At 60.0% G+C, this 16,477-nt stretch carries 15 protein-coding genes, 1 pseudogene and 1 riboswitch; of the genes and pseudogenes, 13 read left to right on the forward strand and 3 right to left on the reverse strand.

Going from position 1 to position 16,477, the window contains the following annotated elements:
• Positions 1-314 precede the first annotated feature (314 nt).
• The 7 genes from NQL71_RS24380 to NQL71_RS24410 all read left to right on the forward strand — a co-directional run bounded on the left by NQL71_RS24380 (position 315) and on the right by NQL71_RS24410 (position 8,984).
• A complete protein-coding gene (locus NQL71_RS24380; protein ID WP_274643477.1) occupies positions 315-2,402 on the forward strand; it encodes a TonB-dependent siderophore receptor in 2,088 nt (695 codons plus the stop codon).
• 171 nt (positions 2,403-2,573) lie between these two features.
• Positions 2,574-3,746, forward strand: a complete 1,173-nt coding sequence (locus NQL71_RS24385) for an acetyltransferase domain-containing protein (protein ID WP_274643478.1) — start codon at positions 2,574-2,576, stop codon at positions 3,744-3,746.
• Positions 3,747-3,779: 33 nt separating this feature from the next.
• Positions 3,780-3,974: riboswitch (cobalamin riboswitch) on the forward strand.
• A gap of 138 nt (positions 3,975-4,112) precedes the next feature.
• A complete protein-coding gene (locus NQL71_RS24390; RefSeq protein WP_248687643.1) occupies positions 4,113-5,126 on the forward strand; it encodes an ABC transporter substrate-binding protein in 1,014 nt (337 codons plus the stop codon).
• Between the two features lie 8 nt (positions 5,127-5,134).
• Positions 5,135-6,139: a FecCD family ABC transporter permease gene (locus tag NQL71_RS24395; RefSeq protein ID WP_248687654.1), complete on the forward strand. Its 1,005-nt coding sequence runs from the start codon at positions 5,135-5,137 to the stop codon at positions 6,137-6,139.
• Positions 6,136-6,927 (forward strand): ABC transporter ATP-binding protein, encoded by a 792-nt coding sequence (locus NQL71_RS24400; protein WP_166620121.1) that lies wholly within the window; start codon positions 6,136-6,138, stop codon positions 6,925-6,927. Before NQL71_RS24395 ends, NQL71_RS24400 begins: the two co-directional genes overlap by 4 nt.
• Positions 6,928-6,950: 23 nt before the next feature.
• On the forward strand, positions 6,951-8,285 hold the full coding sequence (locus NQL71_RS24405) for an OprD family porin (RefSeq protein WP_274643479.1): 1,335 nt from the start codon (positions 6,951-6,953) through the stop codon (positions 8,283-8,285).
• A gap of 90 nt (positions 8,286-8,375) precedes the next feature.
• Positions 8,376-8,984, forward strand: a complete 609-nt coding sequence (locus NQL71_RS24410; protein WP_046817323.1) for a trimeric intracellular cation channel family protein — start codon at positions 8,376-8,378, stop codon at positions 8,982-8,984.
• Positions 8,985-9,043: 59 nt separating this feature from the next.
• Here the strand turns inward: NQL71_RS24410 and NQL71_RS24415 are convergent.
• Positions 9,044-9,331, reverse strand: a pseudogene (locus NQL71_RS24415) (FAD-dependent oxidoreductase); the annotation flags it as partial.
• A 200-nt stretch (positions 9,332-9,531) separates the two neighbouring features.
• Here NQL71_RS24415 and NQL71_RS24420 point away from each other — a divergent pair.
• Genes NQL71_RS24420 through NQL71_RS24430 form a run of 3 tightly spaced genes read left to right on the forward strand, consistent with a single transcriptional unit; the run spans position 9,532 to position 10,852 of the window.
• Positions 9,532-9,729 carry a hypothetical protein gene (locus NQL71_RS24420; protein ID WP_077186359.1) on the forward strand — a complete coding sequence of 66 codons (198 nt, stop codon included), beginning with the start codon at positions 9,532-9,534 and terminating at the stop codon, positions 9,727-9,729.
• A 56-nt stretch (positions 9,730-9,785) separates the two neighbouring features.
• Positions 9,786-10,181: a GFA family protein gene (locus tag NQL71_RS24425; RefSeq protein ID WP_166620122.1), complete on the forward strand. Its 396-nt coding sequence runs from the start codon at positions 9,786-9,788 to the stop codon at positions 10,179-10,181.
• Positions 10,182-10,237: 56 nt separating this feature from the next.
• Complete coding sequence (locus tag NQL71_RS24430; RefSeq protein WP_046817321.1) at positions 10,238-10,852, forward strand: LysE family translocator; 615 nt, start codon at positions 10,238-10,240, stop codon at positions 10,850-10,852.
• Between the two features lie 14 nt (positions 10,853-10,866).
• Here NQL71_RS24430 and rimI read toward each other — a convergent pair whose 3' ends face one another.
• Positions 10,867-11,979: a ribosomal protein S18-alanine N-acetyltransferase gene (gene rimI / locus NQL71_RS24435; protein WP_274643480.1), complete on the reverse strand. Its 1,113-nt coding sequence runs from the start codon at positions 11,977-11,979 to the stop codon at positions 10,867-10,869.
• A 92-nt stretch (positions 11,980-12,071) separates the two neighbouring features.
• Here rimI and NQL71_RS24440 point away from each other — a divergent pair, with 92 nt between their 5' ends.
• Together NQL71_RS24440 and NQL71_RS24445 are read left to right on the forward strand one after the other, a co-directional pair.
• Positions 12,072-13,658 (forward strand): RimK family ATP-grasp domain-containing protein, encoded by a 1,587-nt coding sequence (locus NQL71_RS24440; RefSeq protein ID WP_274643481.1) that lies wholly within the window; start codon positions 12,072-12,074, stop codon positions 13,656-13,658.
• A gap of 65 nt (positions 13,659-13,723) precedes the next feature.
• Entirely contained in the window at positions 13,724-14,674 is a 951-nt protein-coding gene (locus tag NQL71_RS24445; RefSeq protein ID WP_166620125.1) for a magnesium transporter CorA family protein, read from the forward strand.
• 14 nt (positions 14,675-14,688) lie between these two features.
• On the opposite strand, the gene NQL71_RS24450 is transcribed toward NQL71_RS24445, so the two are convergent.
• Positions 14,689-15,147, reverse strand: coding sequence for a winged helix-turn-helix transcriptional regulator (locus NQL71_RS24450; RefSeq protein WP_046817317.1), 459 nt, complete (start codon positions 15,145-15,147; stop codon positions 14,689-14,691).
• A gap of 98 nt (positions 15,148-15,245) precedes the next feature.
• Here NQL71_RS24450 and NQL71_RS24455 point away from each other — a divergent pair, with 98 nt between their 5' ends.
• A complete protein-coding gene (locus NQL71_RS24455; RefSeq protein WP_274643482.1) occupies positions 15,246-16,472 on the forward strand; it encodes an MFS transporter in 1,227 nt (408 codons plus the stop codon).
• The last annotated feature ends 5 nt before the right edge of the window (positions 16,473-16,477 follow it).

Raw genomic sequence — 16,477 nt, forward strand, 5'->3', positions numbered from 1 at the left:
CTACGTACTGTCCCCGGCAACCAGTCCTTAACGATCGACACCCCTTACAACGAGAACAAAGCTCCGGCTTCAACAGGTGTTTAGTTCTCAATCACATTTGCGTATGATAATGATTCTCTATAACACCAAATCAAATGTGAGTCCGCATGTCCGCCCCAGCCCTCCTGTGTTCACCCAGCTCCGTTATGCCGCGCGCGCCTCTGGCACTGCGCCCCTTGGCTCTTGCAGTGCACATGCTTGCCGCCGGTGTCGTCTTCGTTGCGCCTTGCGTGCACGCGGCGCAACAGACTGAACAGACAGAGACAGGAAGCTCTGTGACCTTGGCGCCTATCGCTATCACGGAGACCGCAGTTCGCGAGCGCAGCGCCGTCACCGAAGACACCCACTCCTACACGACTGACGCTGCTCGCACGGCCACGCCGTTGAGCATGTCGCTGCGCGAGACGCCGCAATCGGTCAGCGTCATCACCCAGCAGCGCATCCAGGACCAGGATCTGAAAACCATCCTCGACGTGGTCAACAATGCCACCGGCGTGTCGGTCAACCGCTATGAAACAAGCCGGGCGCAGTTCAACGCCCGGGGCTTTGAGCTCAACTCGCTGATGATCGATGGCGTACCCACCATCTACGAGCAGCCATGGAGTTCGGGGGAGATTTTCAGCAGCTTGGCCATGTATGACCGCGTTGAAGTGGTTCGTGGCGCCAACGGCCTGATGACCGGTGCGGGCGACCCTTCCGCGTCCCTCAACATGGTGCGCAAGCGTGCCAACAGCACTGAGCTGAAGGGTTCGGTGGAACTGAGCGCCGGCACATGGGACACCTATGGCGCCTTGGCCGATGTGTCCACGGCGCTGAACGAGGAAGGCACGATTCGCGCGCGGCTGGTCGGTGAAACCAATGAAGGTGACACCTGGATCGACATGAACTCGAACAAGCGCCAGACCCTCTACGGCACCATGGACATCGACCTGACGCCGGACACCACGCTCTGGTTCGGCTTGAGCCGGCAGGAAAGCAATGCCGACTCGCCAATGTGGGGCGGCCTGCCCGTCTGGTACGCAGACGGCGGCCGCACCAACTGGAGCCGCTCGAAGACCACCTCCGCCGATTGGAGCAAATGGGACACTACTTACGAAACTTACTTCGTCAATCTCGACCACCGCTTTGCCAACGACTGGCAAGTCAACCTCAGTTATAACCGTGGCGAGCGCACCGGCGACTCTTCGCTGCTGTACCTGTCCGGCAACCCAGGCAGGAACGGCAGCTCGGGCATGTTTTCGTTCCCGGCGACCTACAAGACCGAGACCACCCAGGACGACTACGGCATCCGCTTCAATGGCCCGTTCTCGTTCCTGGGTCGTGAGCACGAATTGGCCTTCGGCTACGTGGACAGCAAGCAGAAGTTCGACGCCGATTCACTCGACGCGCAAACAGGCTTTGACGGGGTGGCCGATTTCGATGCCTACAACGGTAAATTCCCCGAGCCGATCTGGGGCCCGAGGACCGACTACGGCTACAGCGAGACCCGCCAGAAAGGACTCTACGCAGCCACCCGCCTGAACGTGACCGACGATTTGAAAGTGATTCTGGGCGCGCGTGAGAGCTGGTACGAGAAAACCAGCGATGACATCTACTCGCAAGTGAGCAAGGTCGATGTCGATCATGAGCTGACACCCTATGCAGGCGTGGTCTACGACCTCACCGACAACCTCTCGGCCTATGCAAGCTACACGGAGATCTTCCTGCCGCAGTCGGTACGCGACAGCAGTGGCCAGCAACTGGAGCCGATCGTTGGCCAGAGCAGTGAAATCGGCCTCAAGGGTGAGTACTTCGATGGCCGCTTGAACGCCTCCGCGGCGATTTTCCAGATCAAGCAGGACAATCTGGGGCAGAGCACCGGCGAGCTGATCGACCCAAACAACCCTGTCGGCGGCTTCGCCTACGAGGCCAGTGAAGGCGCGACCAGCAGGGGTTTCGAGCTGGAAGTGTCAGGCGAGCTCGCCACGGACTGGAATGCCTCCTTGGGTTACACCCAGTTCAAGGCTGAAGACGCCCACGGCGACGACGTCAACACGTTGTACCCGACCAAGTTGCTACGCACCTTCACCACCTACCGTCTGCCAGGCGCTTTCAACAAGCTGACCATTGGCGGCGGCGTCAACTGGCAGGATTCGATCTACACCTACGCCATCAATCCGGCAGGCAATTCCGAGAAGATCCAGCAGGACGCCTACGCCCTGGTCAACCTGATGGCGCGCTACGAAATCACCGACAACCTCTCGGCCCAGGTGAATGCCAACAACGTCACCGACCAGAAGTACTTCGACATCTTCGATGCCTACGGTGCCCTGACGTATGGCGCACCGCGCAGTATTACCGCCTCGGCGAAATATCGCTTCTAAGCCAACGGATCGGGTGGCGCGGCTACCCGAGTTGAACGCAAAAAAAGCACGACACTGGCCTGGCGCGGGTGTCGTGCTTTTTTTTGTCCCAATCAAATGTTATGTTATATCAGTTCCTTGACTGTCGATTGTTCATCGACAGAGCAACCCACTCCCTGCCTGCGACTTTCGATGACAAACCTCGTTCAAATCCCACCCATCACCCGCGTAAACCAACGCCTGATGTCCATCGATGCCCTCAGGGGATTGGTGATCCTGTTCATGCTGCTCGATCACGTGCGCGAGACGTTCTTCCTGCACCGCCAGGTCACCGACCCGATGCTCATCGACAGCACTGAACCCACATTGTTTTTCAGCCGCACGCTCGCCCACTTATGTGCGCCGGTGTTCGTTCTGCTCACGGGCTTGTCCGCGTTTCTGTACGGTGAAAAGCACCAGGGCAAGCGCGATGTATCGGAGTTCCTGTTCAAGCGCGGCCTGTTCCTGGTGGTACTGGAATTCACCCTGGTGAATTTCGCCTGGACCTTCCAGTTCCCGCCCACCGTGATTTACCTGCAGGTGATCTGGGCGATTGGCGTCAGCATGATTGCCCTCGCTGCACTGGTCTGGCTACCGCGGCCGATCCTCTGTGCCCTGGGCCTGGTCATCGTCGCCGGGCACAACCTGCTCGATCCCCTGCACTTCCCGGCCGATTCGGCGTTGCACATCCCCTGGGCGATTTTGCATGATCGCGGCTGGATCGAATTCTCTGACAGCTTGCGCCTGCGCACCTCCTACCCGGTGCTGCCATGGATCGGAGTCATCGCCCTGGGTTACTGCATCGGCCCCTTGTTCGCCCGCGCAGCCTCGACCACCCTGCGCCAGCGCTATCTGTTGCTGGCCGGGAGCAGCGCCTTGATCGGATTCATCGCCTTGCGCCTGGTCAACGGTTATGGCGAGGCCGGTTGGGTGGTTTATGAAAACACCACGCACACCCTCATGAGTTTCTTCAACATCACCAAATACCCACCTTCCCTGCTGTTCCTGGGCCTGACGCTAGGCGTGGGGTTGTTGCTGTTGCTGGGCTTCGAGCGCGCCCGACAACAGAAGTGGATCAGCGCCCTGGCAGTCTTTGGCGCGGCACCGATGTTCTTCTACTTGCTCCATCTTTATGTGTTGAAAGTGTTGTACCTGATCAGCGTGGCATTGTTAGGCCGCAACCAGGGCGACTACTTCGGCTTCGACGGCATCGGGGCTGTGTGGCTGACCGCCGCGCTCCTGGCTACGACGCTGTATCTGCCGGTGCGCTGGTTCGCCGCACTGAAGGCGCGTCGGCGCGATATCGGCTGGCTCAAATATTTCTGATCGGGAGACGGGTTCGCCTCGGGCGGCATGATCGACTACCATGCCGCCGCCGGTTTCCACATGGGATTAATAGGGAATCCGTGATGCTGCCAACGCATCAAACGGAACTGCCCCCGCAACTGTAGGTGCTGAGCCTGCTCCTGAACTGCCACTGGGATCGCTTCCCGGGAAGGCTGGAGCAAGCGATGACGCACCAGTCAGGAGACCTGCCGGCCAAGCAACAATCACTAACCGGCGGGGTGTCCGGGGAGGACATCCTTGCGCGCGCGTCACTCAGGTGACGGGCCCTGCCGTACTTTTTCGGCAGCGTTCGATGATGTGTTTCCAGACCCTTGCGCCGAGTACGGTTCAAATGGAGATTGCATCATGCTGTTGCCCCGCTTTGTTGCCCTCGTCGCTGGCCTGGGTGCTGCTTCCCTCGCCTGCGCCGCACCGACCGATTACCCGCTGACGGTGGAGAACTGCGGCAGCACGCTGACGTTCGCGCACGCCCCTGCCCGGGCGGTGACCATCGGCCAGGCCGGCACGGAAATGCTCTTTGCCCTGGGGCTGGGTGACCAACTGGTTGGCACTTCGCTGTGGTTCAATGATGTGCTGGGCCAGTACCAGGCGCAGAACGACAGGATCGAACGCCTGGCCGACAACGAGCCGAGTTTCGAGTCGGTGATCGGCAAGCGCCCGCAGCTGGTTGCTGTCGAGCTGGAATGGATGGTCGGCCCGCAAGGCTCAGTCGGTACACGCGAGCAGTTTCACGAGCTGAAGATTCCAACTTATCTGATGCCCTCGGACTGCGAGTCAAAGGACAATCTGGTCGGGGCCGACGGCACCCGCCTGGCGCCATTTCGTATTGAAAGCCTCTACAAGAGCATCACCCAGCTGGCCGAGATCTTCGATGTCCAGGCGCGTGGGCAGCAGCTTAACGCACAACTGCAGGCCAGCCTGGCCAGGTCCATTGCCTTGGTTCAGGACAAAGATCTGAAGCACACCAGCGCGCTGGTCTGGTTTTCCAGTGCCAGCCTGGATATCGACCCCTATGTCGCCGGGCAAAAGGGCATTCCCGACTTCATGCTCAACACCCTGGGCGTGCGCAATGTCGTGCAGTCCGACGAAGAGTGGCCAACGGTTGGCTGGGAAACCATCGCCAAGGCCAACCCGACTTTCCTGGTGATCGCGCGCATGGATCGCCGTCGCTACCCGGCTGACGACTATCAAAAGAAACTGCAATTTCTGCGCAGCGATCCTGTGACCCGCAACATGGACGCGGTGAAAAACAATCGCATCATTATCCTCGACGCCATGGCCATGCAGGCCAGCCTGAGAACGTTCGACGGCCTCGAAGCCCTGGCCACGGCCATCAACGGCTACGACCTGCCGCAATGACCAGGACGCTGATTCGCAGTCTGCTTGCGTTGCTGATGTTGCTCCTGGCCGTGATTGCCGGAGTGGCCATCGGCGAAACCCCCATTGAACCGACCGTGGTGTTGCAGGTGCTGGCCAACAAACTGTGGTCGGCAGGTTTTGCCCTCGATCCCATCGACGAGGGCATCGTCTGGAACTACCGCCTGACCCGCGCACTGGTGGCGGCGGCATGCGGCGCGGGCCTGGCGACCTGCGGGGTGATCCTGCAATCGCTGCTGCGCAACCCGCTGGCCGATCCCTACCTGCTGGGCATTTCCGCAGGGGCTTCGACGGGCGCGGTACTGGTGGCGTTGCTGGGATTTGGCGCCGGAGTGATTTCGATGTCGGTCGGGGCATTTGCCGGTGCTGTCGCTGCCTTTGCCGTGGTGGTGTTGCTTGGCCGGGCGAGCGGTTCGCCTGGCAGTACCTCGCAGATCATTCTGGCGGGGATCGCCGGTTCGCAACTGTTCAATGCGCTTACGGCGTTCCTGATCACCAAGTCGGCCAGTTCCGAACAGGCTCGCGGCATCCTGTTCTGGTTGCTGGGCAATCTCAGCGGCGTGCGCTGGCCATCGGTGGGGCTGGCCGTGCCGGTTGCGCTTGCAGGTCTAATGGTTTGCCTGTGGCATCGGCGTGCGTTGGATGCCTTCACCTTTGGCGCCGACTCCGCGGCCTCGCTCGGCATTGCGGTGCGTCCCGTGCAATGGCTGTTGATCAGCTGCGCCGCCCTGGTGACGGCGGTGATGGTGTCGATCGTCGGCTCCATCGGTTTCGTCGGGCTGGTCATACCCCACGCCGCAAGGCTGTTGCTGGGCACTCGGCATACGCATCTGCTGCCGGCCAGTGCGCTGGGCGGCGCGGTGTTCCTGATCGCCGCCGATGTGCTCTCGCGCACGCTGATCAAGGGCCAGGTGATTCCGGTTGGTGTGATCACTGCCTTGGTCGGCGCGCCGGTGTTCGCGTTGATCCTGGTCGGTCGGAGGAATGCCCGATGAATGCAGCCGCGCCTGCCCTCCATGACCCCGTGCTGAGTTGTTCGGGCCTGGGGTTCTCGATCCGCGACGCCAAGTTGCTGCACGACATTCACCTGGACATCCAGGCTGGCGAGACCCTGGGCCTTGCAGGGCCCAACGGCTCGGGAAAATCCACCCTGCTGAAACTGCTGGCCGGCGTGCGCAGCCCGAGCCTGGGAGCCATCCATCTCAACGGCCAGAACCTCAAGACGCTGTCACGGCGAACCATCGCACAAACCCTGGCAGTGGTTGAGCAGCAGGCCGACACTCTGGATGCGATCAGTGTGTTCGATGCCGTGGCCCTGGGCCGAACGCCGTGGCTGTCGGCCTTGAGCCCATGGTCGGATGCAGACGATGACATCGTCCATCAAGCCTTGCGCGACGTGGATGCGACTCATCTAAGCAGGCGCACCTGGCGTAGCCTCTCCGGCGGCGAGCGCCAGCGCGTGCATATCGCTCGCGCCCTGGCCCAGCGCCCGCGAATCCTGTTGCTGGACGAACCGACCAATCACCTGGATATCCAGCACCAGCTGGCGATCTTGCAGGTTGTTCATGCGTTGCCCGTGACCACTGTCATTGCCCTGCACGACCTCAACCAGGCACTCGCCTGTGATCGCTTGGCCGTGCTGGAAAAGGGCCGCCTGGTGGCCCTGGGCAAACCGATGGAGGTGTTGACCCCACAACGCCTGCTGGACACCTTCGGCGTCCATGCGCACTACCTCATCGACCCCTTTGACGGCGCGCAGATCCTGCGCCTGCGTTCATCCTGATCCTGTTTGTGGACACCGCGAAAATGCCTACCCGATCCGCCTTTCTCCTCGCCCTGGCCAGTCCGTTCACGCTGGCTGATTCGGCGCAATCGCAGTCCAACGGCTTTGTCCTGGACAGCGCCTGGAGCGTACTCAATCGCACCGTTTACGACCATCGCGAGTACCGTCATGGCGCCCGCAACAACGCGGCGCGCAATGCCTACAAACCCCGTGACGAACGTAATGGCTACGCCGAAGAATGGGGATACGGGCTGATGGGTACCCTGCAATCGGGTTTCACCCAGGGCCTGATCGGTGTGGGCATGGATGCCCACGCCTATCTCGGCACACAACTCGACAGCGGCGGCGGCCGCGCCGGCAAAGCGCGCTTGCTTGGGCTGGACAACCAGGGGCATCCCAAGGACGAGTTCAGCCGCGGCGGTGCAGCGATCAGATTCCGCGCGTCATCGACCGTGTTGAGCTATGGCGAACAGCGGGTGAAAACCCCGGTGTTCAGTTCCTCCGATAGCCGCCTGCTGCCGGAAACCGCCACCGGCGTGTTCCTTTCCAGCAACGAGTTCGAGGCACTGAAGCTGGTAGCCGGGCACTTCACCGACAGTACCGATCGCAACGCCAGCAGCCATGACCAGGGCCTGGTGGTCAACTATTCCAACGCCGTAAAAGGCAACACCTTCGACCTTGCGGGCATGGTCTACACCCCGGCAAAGCACCTGAACCTCAGCCTCTATACATCGCGCTACGAGGACACCTGGAACCAACACTACCTGGGCGCCACCTTCCTCCAGCCGCTGGGTGAACAGCGCTCGTTGGCATTCAACCTCAACCTGTACCGCAGCACTGATGAAGGCAAGTCGTTATCCGGCACAATCGACAACACCACCTGGAGCCTGATGTCCACTTACACCCAGGGGCCCCATGGCTTCAGCCTCGGTTATCAGCAGGTGGATGGCAACACGCCGTTCGACTACGTCACCCGTGGCGCTATCTTCATCAGCAATTCCGTGCAGCTGTCGGACTTCAACGCTCCCAATGAACAGTCCTGGCAGGCTCGCTACGATCTGGATGTCACCCCCTGGGGAGTGCCGGGCCTGTCCATGAGCGCCGCCTATGTACGCGGCAGCCAGATCGATGGCAGCCACGTCGACCCGCAAGGAGGCTATGCCTGGCTGGGTTATGGTGAAGGCGGCAAACATTGGGAGCGTGACCTGGAGGTGCTCTATGTGGTGCAAGGTGGCGCGGCAAAAGGCACTACACTGTCGCTGCGACACAATGTTCATCGAGGCAACACAGCCCAGGCAGAACTGGACACGGACCAGATTCGCCTGGCGGTCGAATATCCACTGACAGGAAGGTTCTGATCCTGTTTATGGAGCCGTTGGTAAATGTTGTGCTGGTGAATTTTAACCGTGCTCTCCACGCCCGTATAAAAGTCGCTGAAGGAAAACCAGATGCTTTATTTCCAGCAAATGTTGGGCATTGCCGTGTTTTCCATCACCGGCGTGCTGGCCATCAAGAAAGCCGATGTGGATTTGTTTGGTGCCGTGGTGCTCGGCATCATCACCGCCATTGGCGGTGGCACGATCAGGGACCTGCTGCTGGATCTGCCGATCTTCTGGATCGCCGATTTCAATTACATCTGGGTCGCCCTGTTCGCTGCGCTGCTGGCGTTCTTTTGCACGCAACGCCTGCAACGACGTTACCGTATCCTGCTTTATCTCGACGGTCTGGCGGCGGCGCTGTTCGGTTTGTCGGCCACCGAGAAAGTCCTGGCCTTGCAGCTTGCCGCGCCCCTGGCCGTGATGATGGGCGTGCTGACCAGTATCGGCGGCGGTATCGTCCGGGATGTCCTGGCGGGACGGGTTTCACTGCTGATGTCGCGGGAGATTTACGCCACGCCCATTCTGTTGGGCTGCACCCTCTACGTCCTGTTGCGCGACGTATTCCCGACCATCTGGGTGGCCGGCTGGATTGCCTTGATCTTCACCTTCGGCTTGCGGTTCCTGGCCATCTACAAGCAACTGCAGATGCCGGCCATTTTCTCCACCCGGCAGGGATGATTTGGCGACGGGGGTCCGCGCAGCGGCTGAACCCCCTCCCCGGTCTGCTGCGTCAGAGGACTGGAGGTCAGCACCAGCAGCCCCGACTGTTCGAACAGCGACGCCCCCGACAACGCCTCAAGCTCGCGCCAGATGCGGTGGGAATTGCGCACGATGGGAACGTACTGCGCGCCCTCACCCACCGAAAGCCGGGTAATGCGCGTATCGCCATGGCTGGAGCCCAGGTTGTGCGGCGGATGATGACGGTCGATACCGACAACATTCACCCCCGCCTTCGCCAACTGGTACACCGTTGCGGCGCCCATGGCGCCCAGGCCCAGAACCACTGCATCACATCGTTCGGACATCCATGTTTACCTTGCAAAAAGAGCCAAGTTGGGAGGTAAAACGATTAAAAATCAAAGACTAAAAGAGCATATGCATATGCTCGAGCGGGTGCTGGCAGCTGCGGTTCGGCACAGGCGAATCGCTTGGCTCTGGTAATGGGTATCGGGTTAGGATAATCGGACACTGGAATGGACCCTCTCGACCCAAGGACGCGACTTTTATGCAATTCCCCTTTTCTCAACCCAGCGAGCGCTTGCACGATCGCCGATTTACCTTAGCGGGCAACAGCCACGGGCCCTCCGGTGCCGGCACGGTAGGCGTCGATCACGCGGGACGCACCACGCTGGCCTTTGTATGGGGCTGGTTGTCGGGGGTGACTGGAGATGGAGAGTCCAGCTACGTCGAGCTTGCTGCGTAGCCAACTGCAAAAACCTGTCAAACCCTGATCTGCACGTGACAACACCGGAGGATGAAATGAAAGGAAGCTGCGCTTGTGGGACCGTGGGTTACGAGATCGACAGCATCGATATGCCCATCAGCCATTGTCATTGCAGTACCTGCCGCAAGACCCATGCCGCCGCTTATGTCTCCACGGCGGGCGTGTTGAGAGAGCATTTCCGATGGACCCAAGGCCTGCAGGCGTTGCGGGTTTTCGAGTCATCACCCGGGAAGCTGCGACACTTCTGCTGCCACTGTGGATCGCACCTTGCCGCTGAACGTACCGGCTCGGCCGCAATAATCGTGCGCGTGGCCACCTTGGACGAGGCGCCTGGCAGCAGCCCCGAATACCACATCTGGACGGAGCAGGACGTGGCCTGGCTGGCCGGGGAAGATCTGCCCCGATACCCGCAATGGCAGCCTGGACGATAACGGCAACGTCGCCTGGCCCTATCACCTCTGTATGACAGTCACTCGCGAGGAAGCCCATGATCGATAGCTCTGCCGTTTTGACGGTTTTCCTGGTCTACCTGGCCGGCGTCGTTATCCCCGGGCCAAACTTCGTCGCCGTGGTTCATAAGGCGGTGGCGGCTACACGGTCGCAAGCCCTGGCCCTGGTGGGGGGTATCGTCCTGGTCAACCTGTTCTGGTCCAGCTGTGCCATTGCAGGTCTGGGCATTGTCTTTGCTGCGTTCCCCTGGGCTGCGCTTGTGGTGAAGGTTCTGGGCGCCGCCTACCTGATGTGGTTCGGCTTGCGCCTGCTGATCAACGCGGGCAAGCATGCGCCTGGCCGGCCAGATGAGGCCGTCGCCGGTAGTTGCAGGCAGTCCTTTGTCCAGGGGGTGGTGACCAACATTGGCAACCCCAAGTCCATGGCATTCTATGCCGCGGTTTTTTCAGCCGCAGCCCCCGCCCACGTTTCGCCAGGCACCTTTGCGTCGATGCTGGCGGTTGTCGTGGTGGTGTCGATGGCCTGGTATGGCATGGTCGCCATCGCCCTTTCGCAACCCAGGATTGCTGGCGCATATCGTGGGAAGAAAAAAGCCATCGATCGATTGTGCGGTGGGTTGATTTTGTCCCTGGGGATCCGCCAGCTGGTTTAGCCATCTTGCGATGGCTACCGGATCTGCGCGCCCTCGCGTGCATAAAGCGTCACCGAGGCGCGCAGCTTGTTGCTGCCGAAAGCACACATCTTGTCGAACGCCTCGTGGCTGACCGGAAGATGCTGGCAGTCGAGTGCCTGACGGTGCTGACTGTGATCGATGTCCGGGTCATGGAGGTAGACGAAGTCTTCATCGTAATTCGTGACGATGACCCAGTGCGGGGCTTTGGAGCGCGTCAGGCGGTAGCTGCTGATCAACACCAGCGGTAGACCGCCGACCTTCAGCGTGCGCGCCAGATCCAGCTGGTTGCTGCTGACCTGCTCCACATCACTGTGGCGAAGTTGCGCGCAGAACTCTTCGTGTACCAGGCGCATGACCTCCTTTTTATGTGCATCGCGCACCCCGTCGAGAAACAGCGGACCTTTGATGCTCACTTGCAGGCGCACGCGAAATCCCCGGCGCCAGGCGGCCAGTGCCAATCCCTGGGGACTGCAGCCGCCGTGCCCCGACGTCATGAACACCGTCGTGGCTTCACGCCAGATCTGCAGTTCGTCCCGGCGTTCGATCACGCGCGCAGGTTGCAAGGCCTTCATGGCCATCAGGAGGCAAGCCGGACCGCAGGTGAATTCAGTGGTTTGCTGGTAGTAAGGCACCTGGAATTCGAGGCTTTGCCGAGGGTGCAGAACGCGCTTCTCCAGACGCAATGCATCGGCATGGTCTTCGTAGTAGTCGTGAACCACCGCGAAACGTCGATAGCCGTTACGCTCATAAAGACCGATAGCCACGGGATTATCCGGCCGCACCTCAAGGCGCAGGTAGGCACAATCGTGATCGCGGGCACACGCCTCCGCCCGGTCCAGTAGCTGTTTGCCCAGACCGAGGCCGCGACTGTGGCTGGCGATGGCGATTGAATAAAGACGCGCCAGCGAGGTGCCTCGGTGAAACAGCACCAGGCAGTAGCCCATCAATTGACTGCCGTCCTGCGCCACGATCAGGCTGGCATGGGCGCGGCTGATCATCCACTGGAAACTGCGTGCAGTCAGTCGGTCAGAGGTAAAACATTGGTTCTCAAGTTCCAGCAGAGACTTCAGGTCATCCTGTGTAGCGTTGCGAAATAACAGACTCATGGCCGCACCGTAAAAGTTGCGTAACGAAACGAGACTTTTTAAAAGTATCGTGCTTAATAGATAAGGACTTGTTCTCCAACGGACCTTTTCATATGTCAGCGGTACAGGGCGGCTTGCGTGAAGTATCAGAGCAAAATCGGTTAACGGCAATATCCAACCTGACTTATTTAGAGCAGGCGCCGGGACGATCCAGCCAGGTGATTATTATTGTCGAACGAAAGGAAGACTGGGCCTCTTACTTTCCCTCGGAGGACGTGATGAGTGCCCAGGAGTACCTGGAACAACCGCTTGAGATCGAGGCCGGCAAGCGCGTCCAGGTCATTAACCTGTGTCGCAGCTACAAGTATCTGGGGCACGGTTATTACTGTTCGCTGTTGGCGGAAGCACGCGGCCATAAAGTTATTCCGTCCGTACGCACTATCAGCGAACTGACCAAAAAATCACTGTATGGCCTAGCGCTGGATGATCTCGGTAAAACGTTGGACAAAGCACTGAGCAACCATGTTTACAGTAATACCGAAGGCTTCACGCTCACGCTGTACTTCGGTAAAACCAACCTTGAACCCTTACAGGACCTGGCACGGCAAATTTTCGAAGCCTTCCCTTGCCCGATACTCTTGATAGAGTTCCGTAAGAGTAACAGTTGGCGCATCGACGGAATAAAATCCGGCGTCTTGCACAAGTTGCGCGAAGACCAGGAAGACGCGTTTGCCAACTCGCTGGACAGCTTCAGCCGCAAGGTATGGCGAATGCCACGCTCACCCCGGGTGGCCCGCTACGACCTGGCCATATTGCATGACCCCCACGAAGCGCTGCCGCCTTCCAATGCCAAGGCCCTGGAAAATTTCATCCGGGTCGGCAAAGGCCTGGGCATTGATGTCGATCTGATCGAAAAGAAAGACTACTCACGAATCGCCGAGTACGACGCCCTGTTGATTCGCGAAACCACCAGCGTGGACAACCACACCTATCGCTTCGCCAAGAAGGCGGAAAGCGAGGGCCTGGTAGTGATGGACGACCCCACTTCCATCTTGCGCTGTACCAACAAGGTGTACCTGGCTGACCTGCTCAAGAGCCATCAGTTGGGCATGCCGGCCACCGAGATTCTCTACAAGGAACGACCGGAAGATTTCGAGCGAGTCGGTGAACGCCTGGGCTTTCCATTAGTCCTGAAGATTCCCGATGGCTGCTTTTCCCGGGGCGTGATCAAGGTCGAAAGCCAACAGGCACTGCTGGAAGCCACCGCCGAGCTGTTCGAACACTCGGTGTTGCTGCTGGCCCAGGAGTTCTTTTACACCGAGTACGACTGGCGCATCGGCGTGCTCAACCGCAAACCGATTTTCGCCTGCCAGTACTTCATGTCCAAAGGGCACTGGCAAATCTACAACCACAAGGCCAAGGGCCAGGACATCAACGGGGAATGCCGCACCCTGGCGGTCCACGAGGCCCCGCGAGCGGTGGTCGAACTGGCGGTGAAGACCGCCAACCTCATTGGTGACGGATTGTACGGGGTCGACCTGAAGCAGTCAGGGGACAAGGTGGTGGTCATCGAGGTCAACGACAACCCGAACATGGACGCGGGCATCGAAGACGCTTTTTTGCAGGACGACCTGTACTCCCTGGTCCTGGAAGAGTTCATTCGCCGCCTGGAGCTGAAACGTCGCGGTCAGGCGTGGTGACACTTGATCCGCTACGCAGCCTGCAAGACACTGGTTTTTTCAGTCGATAACGCCATAGGCCAGACGTGATCAAGAGCTTTCAACTTGCCCATGGGGCACTGGTACCGGTTGAGCACCTCGATGCCGATGTGATGTTGTTCAGCAATCCCGATGCGGCGGAACGGGATCTGTTGCGCAGCGATTTCAAACTCGACGATCACGCGCTGGCGTCGGCACTGGACCCGGACGAAGTGTCCCGCATCGAATTCCATCCGGATAACCTGTTCCTGATCTGGAAGCGGCCGGAGAGTTACTCGGGCGGAGAGAGCCTGGCTTTCGAGGTCTCGTCGTTCGGCTTGCTGTTCTCTCAATCACGCTTGCTGATCATCGCGACGGACGATAGCCAGTTGAGTGGCCTGGGGCAACGGCACCCCTTGCACACACCGCAGGATGTGCTGCTGGACATCCTGTTCAACAACCTCCACCACTACCTGGGTCACCTCAAAGTGATCAAGATGGTGGCGCGCGAGTTGCAGCAGAAATTCAACGCCTCGATGGAAAATCGACATCTGATCCAGATGTTCAATCTCAGCGAAAGCCTGATCTATTACATCAACGCGATTCACAGCAATGGCGCAGTCCTGACCCGGCTGCGCAACCATGCGGAAAAAGAGCACTTCAGCGCCGAGGCGATCGCACTGATCGACGACCTGATCATCGAGAACACCCAGTGCAACAAACAGGCGGAAATCTACTCCAGGGTGTTTGCCGGCCTGATCGATGCACGGGGCAATCTGATGAACAACACCATGAACAACCTGCTACGCAAACTGACGTTGATCAATGTGGTGTTCCTGCCTCTGAACCTGATCGCCAGCATCGGCGGCATGTCCGAGTTCAGCATGATGACGTCCGCCGTTCCCTGGTGGGTGGCCTACCCGCTGTTTCTCACGGGAATGCTGGTTGCAGGGGGCCTGATGGTGGTCGCGCTCAAGCGTTTGACCCGGGGTTCATCCAGCATCAATGGTCCGCATTGAACGCTTGCGTCGATTCACGATTCGCCGTCAAGCAATCTCACCCTGTGGCAATCCGCGGGTCCGAGCTTGCGCCCGCTCGATGAGCGCACCTCGATAGGCATCAGCGGCTGGCCGGATGCGTTGTCCAGCAGCACGGAACGGGTCTCTTGGGGCTTGAACAGGAAACGTTCGCCCCACTGCCGCATGCTGACCACCACTGGAAAGATCTCCCGGCCTTTTTCCGTCAGCACGTACTCCTTGTAGGCGCTGCCATCCGACGCCGGTCGCACGTCGAATACCCCGACCTCGACCAGCGTCTTCAGGCGCGCTGCGAGAATGTTCTTGGCCACGCCCAGGCTTTTCTGAAATTCGCTGAAGCGGCGAATGTCGTCAAACGCGTCGCGGATGATCATCAGGGACCAGCGATCGCCGATGGCCTCCAGCGTTCTGGCTACCGGGCATTCGTTGCCTGGCGGCGAGGCGTCTTCGTGCATTGTTCACCCCATGGAATGTGGTTGCAATTTGAAACCTGATGCAGCAACAATGGAATCAGGTTTTGATTTGCAACCAGTTTAACCCCATGGAGGCGCACATGACAGCAGATGTCGATTCAGCCATTGCGAACTGCAGGATCGACCGCCCTGCAGGGCTTTCACCGCCACTCACATGGCTGTTTTCCATCACCTGCGCGCTGGCAGTCGCCAACGTTTACTTCGCCCAACCGCTACTCGACTCCATGGCCCAGAGCCTGGGAGTGGCCTCGTCAATGATCGGGGTCGTGGTGACGGCGACCCAGGTGGGTTACGCGCTGGGATTGCTGTTCATCGTCCCGCTGGGGGACCTGGTCAACCGTAAGCGACTGATACTGACGCAGGTGCTGCTGTCTGCTGTGGCGCTGGCGGCGGTGGGTGCCGCGCAACAATGGCTGGCCCTGTTGGCGGCCATGATCGTGATGGGCTTGCTGGCGGTGGTCGTTCAAGTGCTGGTGGCCTACACCGCCGTGCTGGCAACGCCCTCACAACGCGGGCAAGCCGTGGGGACGGTCACCAGTGGCATTGTCCTGGGCATCCTGCTGGCGCGGTTTACTTGCGGGGTTATCGCGGACTTCGCGGGTTGGCGTGCCGTGTATTTTGTGTCTTCGGCACTGATGCTGACCCTCGCGACGGTGCTGTGGAAAGTGGTGCCCGCCGCACCATCGCCTAAACACCGGCACAACTACTTCGCGCTCATCGCTTCGCTGTTCGAGCTGTTCGTCAGTGAACCCACGTTGCGCACCCGGGGCCTGCTGGCGCTGCTGATCTTCGGCGCTTTTTCCGTGCTGTGGACATCCATGGTCCTGCCCTTGAGCGCCCCGCCGCTGTCGCTTTCCCACACGGCCATCGGCCTGTTCGGCCTGGCCGGTGTCGCCGGTGCCCTGGCAGCCAGGCGCGCCGGTCGCTGGGCCGATAAAGGCCTGGGACAACGGGTGACCGGCATTGCCCTGGGGCTGCTGACGCTGTCCTGGTTGCCCATCACCTTCGCCCAATCGTCCCTGCTCGCGCTGGCCTGCGGCGTCATCCTGCTCGACTTCGCCGTCCAGGCCGTGCACGTCACCAACCAGAGCTTCCTGTTCGCCGCACGACCCGATGCCCAGAGCCGCATGGTCGGCGCCTACATGTGTTTCTACTCGGTCGGCAGCGCAATGGGTGCCGTCGCGGCGACCCAGGTGTATGCGCTATGGGGTTGGCCAGCCGTCAGCCTGCTGGGCGCCTTGATCAGCGCCAGTGCCCTGGTGTTGTGGTGGCTCACGTCGCCTTGCTCGACGGTCGATCAAGGATGACACCG

The sequence above is a fragment of the Pseudomonas serbica genome, assembly GCF_028823535.1.
GTDB lineage: Bacteria > Pseudomonadota > Gammaproteobacteria > Pseudomonadales > Pseudomonadaceae > Aquipseudomonas > Aquipseudomonas serbica.

Excerpts from the sequence above, each read along its gene's own strand:
- NQL71_RS24385 (WP_274643478.1), top strand. The coding sequence starts at position 2,574 with ATGACAAACCTCGTTCAAATCCCACCCATCACCCGCGTAAACCAACGC.
- NQL71_RS24390 (WP_248687643.1), top strand. The coding sequence starts at position 4,113 with ATGCTGTTGCCCCGCTTTGTTGCCCTCGTCGCTGGCCTGGGTGCTGCT.
- NQL71_RS24400 (WP_166620121.1), top strand. The coding sequence starts at position 6,136 with ATGAATGCAGCCGCGCCTGCCCTCCATGACCCCGTGCTGAGTTGTTCG.
- NQL71_RS24405 (WP_274643479.1), top strand. The coding sequence starts at position 6,951 with ATGCCTACCCGATCCGCCTTTCTCCTCGCCCTGGCCAGTCCGTTCACG.
- NQL71_RS24410 (WP_046817323.1), top strand. The coding sequence starts at position 8,376 with ATGCTTTATTTCCAGCAAATGTTGGGCATTGCCGTGTTTTCCATCACC.
- NQL71_RS24420 (WP_077186359.1), top strand. The coding sequence starts at position 9,532 with ATGCAATTCCCCTTTTCTCAACCCAGCGAGCGCTTGCACGATCGCCGA.
- NQL71_RS24425 (WP_166620122.1), top strand. The coding sequence starts at position 9,786 with ATGAAAGGAAGCTGCGCTTGTGGGACCGTGGGTTACGAGATCGACAGC.
- NQL71_RS24430 (WP_046817321.1), top strand. The coding sequence starts at position 10,238 with ATGATCGATAGCTCTGCCGTTTTGACGGTTTTCCTGGTCTACCTGGCC.
- rimI (WP_274643480.1), bottom strand. The coding sequence starts at position 11,979 with ATGAGTCTGTTATTTCGCAACGCTACACAGGATGACCTGAAGTCTCTG.
- NQL71_RS24440 (WP_274643481.1), top strand. The coding sequence starts at position 12,072 with ATGTCAGCGGTACAGGGCGGCTTGCGTGAAGTATCAGAGCAAAATCGG.
- NQL71_RS24450 (WP_046817317.1), bottom strand. The coding sequence starts at position 15,147 with ATGCACGAAGACGCCTCGCCGCCAGGCAACGAATGCCCGGTAGCCAGA.
- NQL71_RS24455 (WP_274643482.1), top strand. The coding sequence starts at position 15,246 with ATGACAGCAGATGTCGATTCAGCCATTGCGAACTGCAGGATCGACCGC.